The following is a 17,025-nucleotide window of genomic DNA, read 5'->3' on the forward strand; positions in this document are numbered from 1 at the left end:
GCACTGTTTTAAAAGCAACTAGTAACACCAACAATTACAGTTGCTCTGCGTATATCCGTGAGAACAAGCCACCAAGGATAAAGTTCCATAAAAAGTTCTGGTCGTTAGCGGGGCCATTAGTTTTTACCACACCATCCATGTTCAGGTCTTCCGCTGCATATTGACTGGTCATAACCAGCGACAATGATCCGCCTAGCTTGATATTCTGTATCCTGTCCTGGTCATTTTCGGGACCATTGCTTTTTACGTTCCCATTCGAATTGCTGTTGCCACCCCGCATTGCCCAAACATTCCCAACCTGAACGGTAGATGTATATGCCTGGGTTTGGTGGGTCTTGCCGGCACCACTGGTAAAGTCATAGCTCGCTGAGGAGGTTGTAAAATCCACCGATATAGCCGACCGTATACCGAGATGGTTCCGGTGCCGTATTACGACAAAATATGAGGCTGGAGCTAAGCCGCTAAATGCAATTGCCGTAGTGAGACCATCGGGCTCCACCAGGTTTCCATCTCTTTTTACGAACACGGCCCTTGCCCCAACGATAGTAGCAGGCGTTGACCGGTCGCGAAGTTCAATCAGCACCCAGTCTACAATGTCGCGGTTCGCAGCGAAAAAGTTTTGGCCCACCGTCTCTGCTCCCTGGTAGTTGAACATATTGGTAAATGGCTGGCCCGTTGCTTTTGCCTGCAAAATGCCCGATGTATTCAGGGTGTTATTCATCAGGCCCGACGATGCATCAAGAATACTTTGCAGGTAAACCTTACCGCTAAATGTCAGCATCGCTTCAACTGGTATGCGGGTTACCACAACAGTATAAACTTTTTTAGTAAGGTCCCTTCCGGTGACCACCACCGAAATGGAGTTATTGCCATAAGCCAGGCTGATCGGCTGCGATGCGGATCCGCTTACAACATTAACCGTATTAACCTTGATGTTTGCTGAAGGCATTGAAGCAGTTGGGGTAATGGTAAGGCTATTTACTTCGGAACCAACGGCAGCAGTATACGCCCGGCGGCCAGACGAAAAAACCGGTGACAAGCTGCCTTTGCTTAGCACCAGGCTGATCAATTTAGGATTACTGGTTGAAGGTGCCTGGAAACCCTCATGAACCCTGGTAGCTGCCGGCTTTACCGAACGGATAAAGGTTTCACCCATGCTCCAGGATACGGAGACAGCCGAGCTTTTATTATAGCCACCTGCTGTTGAAATTAGCTTAGGCGTAATCTGCTGTGCAATGGTGGCACACGAAAATGCCAGGAAAATCGCGGTTAAAAGAGGACGGTACATGTTACGTAAGGGCTTCTGAAGAAAGTTAGGGGCGACTATAATTGATCTTTGATGTTCCCCCACTATTCAACCAGTGCAAGCTTGTACGGCACCCCGTCAATTTCAATTTGCAGGTACTTATTCGAAACCGCAGTCACGGTTGCACTCACAACCTTACCAACCTTTAACTTGCCGGCTGAAACGGCTCCCGCAGGCTTGTCTGTTTGAACTGAATTGGCATACACGCCTTCTTTTGAAATTTTACCCACTACAGTGGCACCGTTGACAAAGTTGAAGTTTGCATTAGGGTTGGAGTTATCTGTGTTAACCTGCATAGCCAGGTCAACATTACCCAATGATTTTATGCTGCCCGATAGTTCAAGGTTATTGTATTGCAACAATGGAAGGTAGCTTACAACAGCTCTTGACGAAATAGCAAACCGCTCCTCGTTTTCATTGTCTCCTACGGTCAAAAGACTCCGGTGCATCGTTAATCCTTTTAGCTGGTGTGCCATAAAGTTTGGATCGATACGATCACTGAAGCCACGAAGTGTTTTGGCAAATATTTCTCCCTTTACGTACATGTTTGAATTGAGGTTGAAATTACCGGAGGTCACATTCAGCGATAAACCATTGCTGCTGACAATCTCGCTTGAGTTGCCATTCCCGTCAAACATCTTTATTGCGGATGTTGCCCCGGCATACTGAGGGAGCATGGTAATCTTTACATGGTCAGCATCCAGCTTCATTGTCATCCAATCTACTTTAGCGTCGGCAACGGTTTTAAAATTGAAATTATGCATCTGGTAATTTGCCGATCCTAAACCCGAATTTTTGTCGATATACATCGAAAACGGGCGAACACCCAAACCCCCGGCGGTGTAGATTTCAGGGATATGAAATTCAAAAGACGGGCCGGTGACGCCAGGGTATGGGGTAGTTACATAATGGGTCTCTCCGGCAAAGCGATAAGATGCCTCACCCGGTATCTGCTGCCCCCCACCTGCCGTAGTATTGTAGCCCCAAAAGCTACCCACAACATTACTCCTGGATGTTCCTTCATTAACACCCTGGAACTCTTTAATGGCCATGGAGAATTTACCCTGCTTAAGTGCTTCGTTGTAATTTGTTGGTTCAATCTCAAGGAAGTTGTCATCGTTTTGCTTAACAACAATACCCCTGGTGGTGGTATTTCCTGCAGCCATTACACTCGAAAGTGGTGATGCAAGGCTACCCGTAGCGTTGATAACATAAGGGTTTGCTACTGTACCTGTACCGGCTACGGTGATATTTGAACCTGGTGTAATGCGGGTAGAGCTACCACTATCGGATGAGCTGATGACTAAGGGATCAGTTGAAGTGCCTATCCCGCTTATAGATACATTTGTACCTGCCTTAATACTTAAAGAAGACGTTTCACCCGCCTTGCCTGAACTTGCTGCATAAAATGCATAAGGCACCGTCTGAAGCTTGCTGGTATCAACCGCAAAGAAACCCGTTTGCCCCTTTTCGCCAAAAGAAACTTCGGCTGAAATTTCTTCAGTACCCCATGGTATCAGATCAAACTTGCCCGACTGCACCAACCCTTTTCCGATTACAAGTGAAAACAAGCCGATTTCATTCGTGGTCACAGCATGAGTTTCGGTATAATAACTTACTGAAGAAACGCCGCGAATACTTAAAAGATTGACCTTAACATTAAGCTCGAGATTGGAAAGAATTTCACCGGCTGAATTCCGGGCAACAGCCTGGAAGTTCATTCCGTGGGGTACAGTTTGCGCAGAAATAGAAAAATAAAAGCTTACGGAAACAAGAGCAAGTAATAATGATTTCATGGGGTGTTTAATCTAAAAGCGTTTTTTTACGATTGCAGGATATAGACGGCATTTGACAATAAATAGTTGGATTTAGATTAACGACACGAGCGGAATAGCCGAACGTAAATGCGTTTGGATAAATTAATTTAATTCGGAATTGCCCGGTAAGCCCGTTACCAGCTAATGTTATTAGCTAATCAGCTGATTTGTTTTAAAAGCGGCGAAGGTATTGGTTTAGAGTATATTGTGTTGCTACATGTCGTCATTTTGGCGGATCTTAAATTTTTTTTAATCACAAAAAATCCGGACGAAATACATTATGCTATTCATAATTGCTCCGGTTTTCAGATCATAAATAATTAAGTCCGATAAATAAAAAAGGCGGTTCTATTATCAATATTTTGAAGATTTTGAATTGAGCCCGAATAGACAAAAGCGATTGCCCCGGGTTTAATTATATAGAAGATATCTTTTGGCCTCTGCCGGTTTTTCATTTTCTTTCAACAACGCTTATCTTCATCGGTTTAAAAGCATATTGGTCCGAAAACTAAATTATCGCTTATGGAAGGATACAAACCTGTGGCTGCATCACAAACGACCATTACGGAACTGATGATACCATCTTACTCGAATTTTGGCGGTAAGGTACATGGGGGAACAATTCTATCGCTTATGGATAAGGCTGCTTATGCATGTGCTTCAAAACATGCCGAAGCCTATTGCGTCACGGCGTCGATCGATACCGTTGACTTCATCGCTTCTGTTGAAGTGGGCGAATTGGTGTCCCTGTTTGCTTCGGTTAATTATGTGGGCAGAACCTCGCTAATTGTAGGCATAAAGGCCATTTCTGAAAACATCAAGACACAATCCGTAAAACATACCAACACGAGTTATTTCACCATGGTTGCTATGGATGAGCAACTCAAACCGGTTGAAGTGCCAGGACTTATCTTGCGAACCGACGATGAGAAGCGACGTTTCTACCAGGCATTCCGCCGTAAAGAATTAAAGAGGAATTTCCGGGTTGAAGAAGCCCGTGTAAAGGTTGAGTTTGATGAAGCCGCGGTGATGGATATATTAAAGAAAGAACGTTGTATCCTCGAGACCACAACATCGATGGTATAGAGTAATGATGAACTATGAGTCAATGCCGTTTAGTTAAGAGATTCTTTTTGGGCCTGGCTACAGTATTTCAATTGTAAATCGTTGCGTCGCACTCTTGTACTACATATCATTCTTGAGCAAATCAATTGACAAGTAGCTCAACTAAACAACATTGAACTATGAATGATTAACTATGGATCAATGCCGTTTACTTGAGCAAGTGCTTATGGACCCAGCTACACCAATACTATTTGATTTCTATGCGCCATGCCCCCAACTTATGGGTGGGTCGCACTCCCGTCCAAACCGGTTCGCCCGGACGGGCTTGTACAATTATAATAGCTTGGGCCAAACAAAGCTGTTTATTGGCTTGATTAAACAACATTGAACTACCAATAAATATTTGGAGTGTCAACCCCAGGCACTTCAACTAAGCAGGACTTGGCGGCTTAGCAGGAAGGAATTAGTAGCGGAGGTACACCTATAAACAAGCTTTAAAGGGTTTTTAACCACTCCGTTTTTTCCTGGCCATGCTAAAGTTGTTCCACGTACATCGTGCCTAAAAAGCCCGAAAAAATAATATTTAGCAAAAAGTTCTGGTCATTGCCCGGGCCATTATACGTTATCGTGCCGTCCATATTCATGTCCTCGGGTGAATATACATTTGTAAGCACTAGGCTTAATGATCCACCAAGCTTTACGTTTAGCAGATGGTTCTGGTCGTTAGCCGGACCACTATAGCGCACGTTTCCATTAGCATTGGCATCACCCGCCCGCATAGCGTGTACACTGTTGATTTGAACTGTGGATGCATACGGCTGCGCTTGATATGATTTACCCGGTGAGGTAGTAAAATCATAATCGCCGGTTCCACTGCTAAAGTCGACAAGGGATGAAGAACGGATTGCCAGGTGATTGCGATGACGCACAGATATGTAGTACTTTGCTGGTGTTAGCCCCGTTAAAGATATTTTGGTCGACATACCATCCAGGTCCACCAGCATTCCGTTTTGGGTCAAAAAAACAGCTTTTCGTGCTACAATGGTCGACGGTGAAACAGCATCCCTTATCTCAAGCAAAACCCAATCTATAATACCGTTATGCGCCTCAAAGAAACCTGGCGAAACAGATTCTGAGCCCGGGTAATAAAATGGAGCATTCGAGTACGGTTGAGTGGCAGCTTTTGACTGCAATATTCCCCTGTGATTTAAAAAGTTAATCATCAAACCACTTGCCTGATTATAGGCTCCCTGAAGGAATACCCTTCCGCTAAATGTAATTGGAACAACACCCGAAAACTCGTACGCGCCAATATCCGGGGTAGTAGAACTCCGTGAATTACCAACAATGTCGGCGGCTATGCCGACATAAGTACCCTTGTTGTCGAGGTTAGGAGAAAGGGGTTTGAAGGTACCTGAAGCAAGGTCACTGAAAATGGGATCTATGGAAACCGAATGAGGATCCCTGCCACTGGTGGACTGCCATTGCACCAGGTTAGTTAGATGATTATCGCGATGCCTGGCAACATAATTTAAACCAGACGCACCATTAATATAAAAGTCGTTGTAATCGGAAGAAAATCCACTTGCGCTGGTGTCGAAAAGAAGCCCATAATTCGGACCGTTCCCGCGGCGCGTAATGGTAACCAAATTGTTTTTGAAGTCGGCAAAATTGGCAGGAAAAGGTGGTCCGAAAATAAAAGCAACCATGCCGACAACCCGGCCGGGTGAGTTCGTAGCAGTATCATCAAAAACGATGGTGTTATTATAATATTTCGCCCATCCTCCTGAACTTTGCAGTATCCCGTTGCCCGAGCCTACACAATTGTACATGTTAAAAACAAGGTTATTGCTTACTTCAATCTCCTTACCCACAGAACCAGAAGCTCCGCTCAGGCAAATACCAACTGCACTTTGGGAATTTCTTAGCACCGACTCAAAGGGATCATGAATGCGATTGTTTCTGATTAAAATGTTGGCATGTTGTCCATTGAGGTATATTCCATAAAATATAGCAGTGCTGGTTTTTTGTTGATGACTTACATCATTGTTCGCTATTATGAGGTTGGTGTTACCCCTGCTGAGGATACCAGTTTCCCCTAAATCCAATATCGTATTTCGCAAGACGGTATTGTTAGTAGTACCCGTCAACTTTATCCCATGATAAAAGCCGGAGATAGTACTCCCCTGAACAAGATTTAGAATACATGTTGGAGGATCGAAAGTGACAACTTCGTTACCTATACTTATGCCCGAAGTAAAAAAATATTTGCCTCGAACCACCTCGTTTATCGTACAATTCCTGACGATGTTTGAATCCGCATGATTGAACAGTCGCAAGCCGCCATAATAAGCAGCATCGGCGATAATTGTAAGGTTGTCTAAAATGATGTGATCCGCTCCATCGAGGTCTATGACAGCCGCGTTTGCAGCTTGCACGCCATTGGTTACAGTTGCGCCATTCCCGTTGAAGGTGATTGTATTGGTAGCGGACGTGCCAATAACAGGACTAATGGTAACTTGCTCATTATAGGGTCCACTTCCGGGCACAACGTTAAAAACAACCGGACCGGTTATGCCGGACCTGAGTGCATTTACTGCATCATTGAAAGTTTGAAAATTTAAGCCACCGGTTGGCACAGATGAATTGATCGTATATGTTCCTTCAGCAAGTAGTGGATCCGTGTTGGTCGAAGTCGGTACTACCACCGGAGGTGTAGTGTGTTCATTCGAATCACCAGGTATTTTACTCCCAATTTGAGCATCGACCAAAGCAGGTATAAAAAGAGAATATAGAATAAAAACAACAAAACATGCACGCTTAGCTGAGATCCAATCTGTACGGAGATTAAGAGAGGGCATAAGTTGTTTGGATTAGCAGATTTGAAGAAAACAAAACAAGAAACCAGTCCTTGCCGCTGAACTTGAATATACATCTTCAACAGCTGCCGACCTAATCTATTCTTATACTACGAACCTATTTCTCTCGTTTGAAGAATACAACAGATACGTTTCTTGCATTACCAATCCGTTAAGACGAACAAAACGAGCCAGTCGTTGCAAATGTGTGACATGGTTTATCCAGGATGGAACAAACGGGTACAAAAATCAACTTTTCCTGTTTATATATAGCTGAGTATACTCCTATTGATTGTAAACACATATTCATCTACAGGTCGACCTATTCCCTTTGCTTGCACACACCTTTAGAATTCCTCTGATAAAGCTTATGATCTTTTACATAAACAAAAAACCGGCAAGTAAAACTTACTTGCCGGCCCGCCATGTTGAGTAGCTTAAATAGGTCTTTTACATCTTTACCCGTAACACATTAAACGAAAATGGTGCAAGATTAAAATTATAGGTTTTGCCCTTTAATGTTACCAGGTTGTCAACCGGGGCAATCCCCCCGGGCTTATCAAATGAATTTACTTCTTCCGGGTTACCGGCCAGTACAGTCAGTACCCCCTTTGCATTCGACGTTTTCACCCCATCCAATACCAGGTTGCGCGACACCGCTTTAGGCGATGCATTTACCACTTTTACAATAAGTTCATTGCTGTTTTTATCAATTACCGCGGAAGCATACAAGCTGTCTTTTCCAGCAAGCACCTGCCCTGCAGATAAGATCGGCACTACATGGGTTCCTTTGTTGGTTGCAAACAGTTTTTGTGTATGGTAGTTTGGCGTACCATACGACCGTAGATTGTCCACCCAGATCAGGTCAGGTGTCCACTGCCATCCGTCAACATGCGCAAAGAGCGGAGCGTATGAGGCCATCACCACAACGTCGGCATTCCGTTCCATACCCGTCATAAAAGCTGCTTCGGAAATCGCCGTGCGCCAGTTGTTTTTATTGTTCACGCTAACCGTTCTATCGCTCTGGGCGGCATATTCGCCACCAAAAATTTTTGCACCTTTGCGATCGTAGTTGTCATAGCGCGATGCGTTTTGTAAAAACCATTCCGGCCTGCGATAATAGTGTTCGTCAACAATGTCGGCGTTCATCTTTTTCAGCTCTGCGCTTGAGTATTCGAATCGCTCCCCGTCAGGATCGGTTCCGGCACTTGAGATGATTTGAAAGTCGGGGTACTTGTCTTTGATCGCTTTTGAAAAAATCTTCAACCGCTCAATATACTGGGGACCCCAGTTTTCATTACCCACACCCATCATCTTCAGGTTAAACGGTGCAGGGTGTCCCATGCTGGCACGCACCTTACCCCATTTGCTGGATGCATCACCATTTGCGAATTCAATCAGGTCAAGCGCATCCTGCACATAAGGATCAAGCTGGTCCAGCGGCACAACTTCAGCCGTATTAAACTGGCAGGCCATACCACAGTTTAAAATTGGCAAAGGCGCTGCACCAATATCTTCTGCAAGCTGGAAGTACTCGAAAAAGCCCAGGCCAAAGGTTTGGAAGTAATCCGGGGTTGGCTTATGCGCAAACTCAAAGTTCCACCGGTTGATGATCAACTGGCGGTCTTCGACCGGCCCGATGGTGTTTTTCCATTGATAACGTTGGGATAGATCAAAACCCTCCACAATACAGCCGCCCGGGAAACGGATAAAGCCCGGCTTCATATCCGCCAGCATTTGTACCATATCGGCACGCATACCGCCAGGTCGTTTCTTCCAGGTATCCTCAGGAAACAGGGAGATCATATCCATGTCGATGGCACCATCACCTTCAAACCAAATGTTGAGCTTAGCTTTTTGTTCGGTTGCATTCGCTGTAAAACTAACCGACTGCTTTTTCCAGTCTTTAGTAGCTGTGGTGTTCAGCACCGTGCCACCAATGTTTTTTCCCGCTGCATCTATCAGTTCAAGGTGCAACTTCACATTTGATGGCTCCTGCCGGTACATAATCGAGAAATCATACCGCAGTCCATTTTTGATACCCATACCTCTGAACCCTTCATTGTTCAGGCCGATACTTCCCTTTGCGGCGTTGTGCAACTGCACCCGCAAAAATCGCGGGTTTGCTGCGCTGGCTTGCTGGCGGTTCTGCACCTGGAAATCACCCTCGGTTTTTGGTTTTCCAAGTACCTTCCACCCCATCATCGGCCTGCTGAATTCAAACGATCGGTTCTTGATCAATTCCGCATAGATACCACCGTCTGCACCCATGTTGATATCCTCGAAAAAGACTCCCCACATCGTTGGTTGAACAGTAGCCTTTACCTGGTTTACTTTTACCGTAAGTGCTTCGGCAGACTGTGCCAGGGTTGGCACCGCCGGGCACACAGTAAGGGCGGAAAGCAATACTTTAACCACCCCCCGGGAAACCGAGTCCCGCATTTTTGTTTTTCTGATTACCTCTTTATTCATGACTTAAGCAATGTTTCATTTTAATGCCGAAAACTTCTTCTCCAGTAGTTTTATAAAGTAGCCGCCTACAACACTCCTGGCCTGGAAACCTACCATACGGCCATTTGTTGTTTCGTGCCAGTCGCTAACGGGCACCCGCGAAGAAGTTTCCGTTGCAAACTTATACATCGGATCGGAAAGCGCCCGGAAGTCTGCATTGTTTTCTGCAAGTACCGAAGTCCAGATAACCCAGTCCGACTTTGTGTAGGTTCGCCTGCTGTCGAGTGGTAGCCCGAAAGCGTTTTGTTTACCCAGGTAGTATTTCACTTCTTTTGCATACACCTGTTTGGGAAACAAACTCAACCCAAGCAACTTGTCCCATACCAGGTTATACTTCTGGCTCCAGGTGCCCTTCCTGTCAAAGGTCAACGTATAATGGTCACCATCATCAGATAGCGCCATCCACTTAATGGCCATCTCTTTTGCCATGGCCTGGTATTTATTTGCCGCATCTTTTTCGCCAAGCTGCGATGCAAGCCACGCGTAGCTGCCCAAAGCCACTATTGCTTTTACCGATAGGTTTGCATTTCTTGCAAGGTGGCCGGCAAAGTCATCCGTACACAACTGGTTTGCCGGATCAAAGCCTTCTTTGCTCAGGTAACCAGCCCAGGTACTTAGTGTTTTCCAGTGCCGTTTGGCATAACCAGCATTCCCTTCAGCCTTTGCAATCGCTGCAGTTAAGATGATCATATTGCCGGACTCCTCAACGGGCATGTCTTCCCCATAGGTTTGACCATTAGCAAGCGGGTAGGTGCCAAGGTCGTGGGCGGCAAAAGGTTTTGTCCATTTGCCACTCTCACTATAGTAAAAAATACCGTTCAGCATTCCTTTTAAAAGGTCGGGGTTGTACAACAGGAACAAAGGCGCCGAGGGATAGGTAACGTCAACCGTATTGATTGACCCGTTACTAAAATTCTCCTTTGATAAAAAGAGGATTTCACCCAGCGGGTCCTTCACCAGCTTATGGGCAGCAATGCTTTGCCGGTACCCCAAAATACAAAGCTTCGCGTAGTTGTCGCCGCCTGCTGCGCTCGCCTCCCGGAAAAATTTATCGTCAAAGGCTTTACATCGGGAAAGTATTTTTTTGTGTTCCCTGGCCGCCAACTCCATTTGGGGTTCAAGGGACTGGTCAGCGCTTGTTTTCCACCACGGCAATAGGTTGGTACCGAAATATTGAACGGGATATAAATCGTCATATCCGATCATAACAAAGCTTTCCTTAACGGCACTTCCTACCCTGCCCATTGGCGTAATGGTATTTAACAGCAACGACCTTCCCGATCTCTCGCCCTCGCCACCGGTAGCCTTACCGTCGAACCAAACCGGCGCGGATGCATCGGCTATGTATTGCGTTGCACCCCCGGTTATTGGTACGCCAATGTACATATAACCCCAATCGATGCGAAGGTCATCACCCCGCTTTTTTAACACAGGTTGTTCTTTTGTACCCGCACGCAACAATTGCAGGTTCCCGTTGCTGTATTGTTTTGCAACAATTTCCTGGGCCGGCGTATTTGCAGCAATGGTCGATGAAGCACTTAAACAGATGCTGATGTCGTGCGACTTGCTATCATTCGATTTCACCTGGTAAGTAACATAGCTGACTGGTCTTGCAACCAGCGCAAGATCATTCAACAGCAGCGGCGATGTAAAGGTCAGCGACAAGTCCGCACTGCCACAGGTAAATTGATATTTCGTTTGTGTAGCCGTCATTACCAGCCCCTTTTGTTCAGCTGTTTTAGCCGTTTCAGGCTGCACGATCTCTTCAACAATCCCGGCGTCAAGGTAGGCTCCGCCCGCAGTATTCGCCACATGCATTGCAAGCACATTGTTACCCTGCTTCAACTTGCTTGCATCCAGCGGGAGAAAAATGTATTTATTCGTCCACCCTGTTTTCGTAACGATCTTTTCCCCATTCAGGTAGACTTCGATATTATCGTCGTGGTTGATCTTTAGCAATGGCTGTTTCAGGTCCACTTCCGACAGGTTAAAGGTCCTGCGCACCCACAGGTTTTTGCTCAGCCAGGGAGTTTTTGCTGTGCTCTTGTTATCGCCAAAAGGAGCAGTCCCCTTTTTCCAGGCGGCATCATCGAAACCACTATTCATCCATCCTGATGCAGGTTCATCTTCCAGGAACCGGGTTTCATAAAATTGCTCATCCGCCGCAGGCAGGATCGTTTTATAGGTGGGCTCTTTACTACCAAGAAAGCGGTAGACGGTTCCATCCACCTTTATCCAGCCGGTAAGCGACTGGTTGGTTCCTGTCCAGTGTTTTGTAGCCGTAGCGGTCAGTGTATCGGAGTTGCTCCATATGCTAAAGTATGGGTCGTGCGTGATGAGTGGATAGGCGGGCGCCTTGGTCAGTTGCGCGGCTAACGTAAGTTGAACAACTGCAAACAGCAGGAATAAGGTATATTTTTTCATATGGATCAGCTGATTAAAAGTAGGTCAATTGCAACTGGCAAAATCATCTGCTCAACAATTCAGTGCTGTGCAGAATAACATTTTTTTTGGTGACCAGCAGTTGATCTATGGGCAGCCTGGGTTGTGTCACTCACTTGTACCGCATTTTTTCATGGCAACAAATCCCTGTACCGGAAAGGAATTCCACTTCAACATATTCTCCCTATAAACACGGCGCCTCTGGAGCGTAAAGCACAGTTTCCTTTACGTGTATTCCTCCCGTATCACAAATAGGGCGCTCCGCTGGAGCGTACAAACAATTTCCTCTGCGTGTATTTGCTCCGCATCACAAATAGGGCGCTCCGCTGGGGCGGCAAATAAGCACATTTCATCTTATCAAAATCGACGGTAGTCCGTTTCTACGTTGATTGTTGTCTGAGTGGTAATTCTCGCCCGCTCTGCGTGTATTCCTCCCGTATCACAAATAGGGCGCTTCGCTGGAGCGGCAAATAAGCACATTTCATCTTATCAAAATCGACGGTAGTCCGTCTCTACGTTGATTGTTGTCTGAGTGGTAATTCTCGCCCGCTCTGCGGTTAGCCTTAATCCGCCATTCGCTAATCCGCAATCCGCAAATCCATCCCTCTCTGCGTGTATTCCTCCCGTGTCACAAATAGGGCGCTCCGCTGGAGCGCTAAAAACAATCTCCTCTGCGGTTTTCGTCCGCGTCTCTCCTTCTCTGCGGTTGGCCTTAATCCGCCATTCGCTAATCCGTAATCCGCAAATCCATTCCTCCCTGCGTGTATTCCTCCCGTGTCACAAATAGGGCGCTCCGCTGGAGCGCTAAAAACAATCTCCTCTGCGGTTTTCGTCCGCGTCTCTCCTTCTCTGCGGTTGGCTTCAATCCGCCATTCGCTAATCCGTAATCCGCAAATCCATCCCTCCCTGCGTGTATTCCTCCCGTATCACAAATAGGGCGCTCCGCTGGAGCGCTAAAAACAATCTCCTCTGCGGTTTTCGTCCGCGTCTCTCCTTCTCTGCGGTTGGCTTCAATCCGCCATTCGCTAAACCGCAATCCGCAAATCCATCTTTCTCTGCGGTTGGCTTTAATCCGCAATTCGCCAATCCGTAATCCGCAAATCTATCTCTCGCTCCGGTTATGGTATTCAAATGCAGCCGGCGTTCCCCTATCTTACCACGGGGAATGCTACGATACGCACCTTGGTACATCCAACCGGAACAAGGGTAATGGTTTCAACTTCATTTGCCACTTCTCCTTTATACAACCCCGAGCGGTCACTTACGGGTGTTGCGGCAACTTCATTGGCGATTTTCCAGCCTGGTATTTTTTTGGCGCTGGCGGTGATCTCAAGCGGTGCATGTGCAAGGTTCCAAATGAAGGACGAGTCAGGCTGCTTTACCTGCTTTACCTGCAGACTTTTCTGCGGCTCGCGGATGGCACTTTGCAATAGGCCATAATTCCAGGCTCCTTCTGCAAATACACTGTAATAAGATCCTTCTCTTTCGTCGTTTCCTTCTTCCCAACGCTCCCCAAGTTTAAGGGCATACACTAGCGGACCACGCTCAACGGCACGCGAATTTTTACCCCAGTTGCTCGTGGTGATTTCCATCGGCAACTGGAGTGTGAGCCGGTCATTATTGTTCCAGGTTCGGTTGATGCGAACAATTTGCCCACCGGCCGGGCTACTGTGCGCCTGCCCGTTGATCTGCAAAGTAGCCTGCTTACACCAGGATGGAATGCGCAGCTCAAACGGAAAATCAACCGCACCAGCAGTTGTAATCTCAAAATTGATCTGATCACTAAACGGATAATCGGTGACCTCCCTGATCATCACCTCTGCTTGTTTGTTGCCTACTTTCGCGGTAGTGGTATTTGGTGCAAAGTGCAGGGCTGCAAGGCCGTTACCTGCTGTACCATACCATAGATGGCTCGTGAACTTCGGCCAGCCCTGGTGCATGTTTGCAAGGCAACAGGTGTACCCACTGCGCATGCCAAGCACATTGTTCATCTTGCGTTCAAAAGGAAGCGAAAAATTAAACACCCCCCTGCTGATCTGTACCTGGTTGGCAACCTGGAAGTATTGTTTTTTATTGTAGTCATCAGTAGTTTGAGACGGAAGGGCATTAAAGGCCATACGTTCAAGCGCATCCATATAGCCAATGTCGCCGGTTATTGATGTTGCCTGTTCAAGCGAATACATCGCCTCTACAACGGCGCAAAGCTCCGCACCCTGCCCGGGATCATTTCCATGCAGGTCTTCATCTGCCGAGAAAATGCCTATAGGTAGCCCATGCAGGGTCATCAGGTCGTTGAAACCTGTTTTTGCCTGTTTAAGGTAAAGGGGGTCGCCGGTGCGCTGGTAATTGATCACAGGTTCTTTGATGGCCATACCTACGTTTACACCGTGACGTTGCATCCACTTGTCGTTGTTTTGAAAAGCTGCCGCATTAATCACCCAATCACGATTGCCGAGCAAGTCGCTCCAGGGAAAGGATTGTTCTTTTATCAGTGCGGACAGCTCGAGCAGGAAACGTTCTTTGGTGACCCCATATAACCACTGCGCAATCAGCATGTTTTCCGAACCGCGTGAAGTTGCCCACTCCGTCCATTTGCCTACCGGGCAATACCGGATCGCATTAAGTTGATAACGGAAGTAGTTCGTGAGAAATGGGATCACCCTCTTGTCCAGCGTAGCCGTATAGTACTGATGCATCACCTTAAGCATGATCATCTTTGGCCACCAGTCTTCACCGGAATTGCATTGCATGGGTGTAATCACTTTGCCGCTATCCCTTTCAGCTTTTGTTACCGGGCCAAAATAGCCACTGGGGCGCTGGTTATCGATGCACCAGTTTACATACTTCGATACCTTTTTTTTCAGGTTTTCGTCGTTCAGCTGGTAGGCCAGCGGAACTGCACCATCAAGCCAATAGGGTGTTTCTTCCCATCCGTCGCCTTTGCCACCCAACCAGCCATTATCGTTTTTGAGTTTGTTGTACACTTCATCAAGGTGGCCAGTTGAATTTGCCGCCATGATCTGCGCCTGGTGCAGCAACCATCCATTTGGTCTGATGGCACCCACCGGCAGTTCGAAGTAGCGGGGCTGTACATATTTCTTCGGCTGCACCTTTTCTTTGACGGTATGCTGCGCATAGCTTAGAAAGGTACAGCCAGCCATTATGGTAATAAGGGCAACCCGGATTACAAGCTTTGTACTGGAATGAACAACAGGCATATCTTGACTGGTTTCTTGCTGCAAATTGATTGAATGTACAAGAGTGCGACGCAACAGGAGTTCCACCATGTACAAATGCCGGTACCAAAAAAAACAACGTCCAGGTGAGCAGTAGCCTTATTTCAGTTCGAGCATTACTACCGATTGTGCCGGTAACTCAATGTTGAGGTTATTGCCTTGTTTGCTGGCCCCGGTGAAATTCTGAACCTTGATTTTACCCGGGTTTTCAAATGTATTGATGTCGTTGACCTTACCCGAAGTAACGATCTGACCGGTTACACCCGACCATTGTACACCATTGAGCGTGGTACTTAGGGTTTGCTTTTTATTTGGATCAAGATTTACCAGGGTGATATGTGTTGCACCGGTTGAGTCGCGGGAGGCCGATGCATTTATCGCAGGGATTTTTTCGTTACCCATGGTATAATCGGGACTGGTAAATTTAACCGGTAGGTGTTTTGCATCCATATGTACTTTGTACAGATCGAAAACATGGTAGGTTGGTGTCAGCAACATTTTTTCACGCTGGGTTAAAATAAGCGCCTGCAATACGTTGACCGTTTGTGCAAGGTTGGCCATTTTAACGCGATCGCAATGATTGTTGAAAATGTTTAGCGTAGTGCCTGCAATTAATGCATCGCGCAAGCTATTTTGCTGGTATAAGAAGCCGGGGTTCGTACCTGGTTCTACGTCGGTCCATATACCCCATTCGTCTACCACCAATGCAACCCGTTTTGCAGAATCATATTTGTCCATGATCGCCGAATGCCGGTTGACAAGTTCTTCCATTTGGAGACAGTTCTTCATGGTATTGAAGTACAGCTTTTCGTCGAAGATGGTGGCGGAACCCTTAGAACCGCGCCAGTTGCCGGTAGGAAGGGTGTAATAATGCAGGGTAATACCCCACATCTGGTTGCGCGGCACGTTTTTCATCATCACCTCGGTCCAATTGTAATCTCCACCGTTTGCACCGCTGGCGATCTTCCTGAGGGGAGCTCCCAGGTAATCCCGTGCATAGGTAGCATATCGCTTGTAGAGATCCGCATAATAGTCCGGGGTCATATTACCACCGCATCCCCAGCTCTCGTTACCAACGCCCCAATAAGTTACCTTCCAGGGTTCGGCCCGGCCGTTTTGTTTGCGCAAAGCTGCCATTGAACTTTCACCGCCTGCATTAAAATACTCCACCCACTTCGCCATTTCTTCTACGGTGCCACTGCCTACGTTACCGGCGATATAAGGCTCGGTTTTAAGCAATGAGCACAACTCCATAAACTCGTGCGTACCAAAGCTGTTGTCTTCGGTAACCCCACCCCAGTTGGTGTTCACCATCTTGGGGCGTTGCTTGCGTGGTCCGATACCATCACGCCAATGGTATTCGTCGGCAAAACAACCGCCAGGCCAGCGAAGGTTTGGTATGTTTATTTTTTTTAGCGCATCAACTACGTCGAGGCGAATGCGATCTTTTTTGGGAACCTTTATCGAATCGCCAACCCAAAAGCCATCGTAAATGCAACGGCCAAGGTGTTCTGCAAAATGGCCATATATGTGCCTGCTGATGGTGTTTTTGGGAGCTGCTCCATCAATTTGCAAAGTTGTAGTTTGAGCGACAGCGGTAAGCTGGAGAGCGCCAATTGCCATGGCGACAAGGGAAAGCCGTTTCATCATAGATCAGGAGTTATAGAGTAGTTAGTGTTTTAAGTGTGCAATGGCGGATACGGCCCGGTTAAGCGGGTGGGCGAAAGTTAAATTGTTAACAAAGACAATCCAAGAAATTCGCCCATGCTACTGGTGCTCTATTTCAAAAA

8 protein-coding genes are annotated in these 17,025 nt (G+C 46.7%); 1 reads left to right on the top strand and 7 read right to left on the bottom strand.

From position 1 onward, the window contains the following. Positions 1–34 precede the first annotated feature (34 nt). Both EXU57_RS03100 and EXU57_RS03105 read right to left on the bottom strand, forming a co-directional pair. The gene (locus EXU57_RS03100) at positions 35–1,288 is read right to left on the bottom strand and encodes a cadherin-like beta sandwich domain-containing protein (RefSeq protein ID WP_133266687.1); all 1,254 of its coding nucleotides are present in this window, start codon (positions 1,286–1,288) and stop codon (positions 35–37) included. A 62-nt stretch (positions 1,289–1,350) separates the two neighbouring features. Next, positions 1,351–3,102: a hypothetical protein gene (locus EXU57_RS03105; protein ID WP_133266688.1), complete on the bottom strand. Its 1,752-nt coding sequence runs from the start codon at positions 3,100–3,102 to the stop codon at positions 1,351–1,353. A 543-nt stretch (positions 3,103–3,645) separates the two neighbouring features. On the opposite strand from EXU57_RS03105, the gene EXU57_RS03110 reads away from it, so the two are divergent. Next, positions 3,646–4,209 carry an acyl-CoA thioesterase gene (locus EXU57_RS03110; protein ID WP_133266689.1) on the top strand — a complete coding sequence of 188 codons (564 nt, stop codon included), beginning with the start codon at positions 3,646–3,648 and terminating at the stop codon, positions 4,207–4,209. Positions 4,210–4,721: 512 nt separating this feature from the next. Here the strand turns inward: EXU57_RS03110 and EXU57_RS03115 are convergent. The 5 genes from EXU57_RS03115 to EXU57_RS03135 form a co-directional block, all read right to left on the bottom strand. Further along, entirely contained in the window at positions 4,722–7,049 is a 2,328-nt protein-coding gene (locus tag EXU57_RS03115) for a right-handed parallel beta-helix repeat-containing protein (protein ID WP_133266690.1), read from the bottom strand. A 447-nt stretch (positions 7,050–7,496) separates the two neighbouring features. Then, positions 7,497–9,518 carry an alpha-L-arabinofuranosidase C-terminal domain-containing protein gene (locus EXU57_RS03120; RefSeq protein ID WP_243745485.1) on the bottom strand — a complete coding sequence of 674 codons (2,022 nt, stop codon included), beginning with the start codon at positions 9,516–9,518 and terminating at the stop codon, positions 7,497–7,499. A 15-nt stretch (positions 9,519–9,533) separates the two neighbouring features. After that, positions 9,534–11,981 carry a glutaminase family protein gene (locus tag EXU57_RS03125; protein WP_133266691.1) on the bottom strand — a complete coding sequence of 816 codons (2,448 nt, stop codon included), beginning with the start codon at positions 11,979–11,981 and terminating at the stop codon, positions 9,534–9,536. A gap of 1,166 nt (positions 11,982–13,147) precedes the next feature. Then, on the bottom strand, positions 13,148–15,217 hold the full coding sequence (locus tag EXU57_RS03130; RefSeq protein ID WP_243745486.1) for a beta-L-arabinofuranosidase domain-containing protein: 2,070 nt from the start codon (positions 15,215–15,217) through the stop codon (positions 13,148–13,150). Positions 15,218–15,334: 117 nt separating this feature from the next. Continuing rightward, on the bottom strand, positions 15,335–16,885 hold the full coding sequence (locus tag EXU57_RS03135) for an alpha-N-arabinofuranosidase (protein WP_207955370.1): 1,551 nt from the start codon (positions 16,883–16,885) through the stop codon (positions 15,335–15,337). Between the last annotated feature and the right edge of the window lie 140 nt (positions 16,886–17,025).

The organism is Segetibacter sp. 3557_3, assembly GCF_004354985.1.
Lineage (GTDB): Bacteria > Bacteroidota > Bacteroidia > Chitinophagales > Chitinophagaceae > Segetibacter.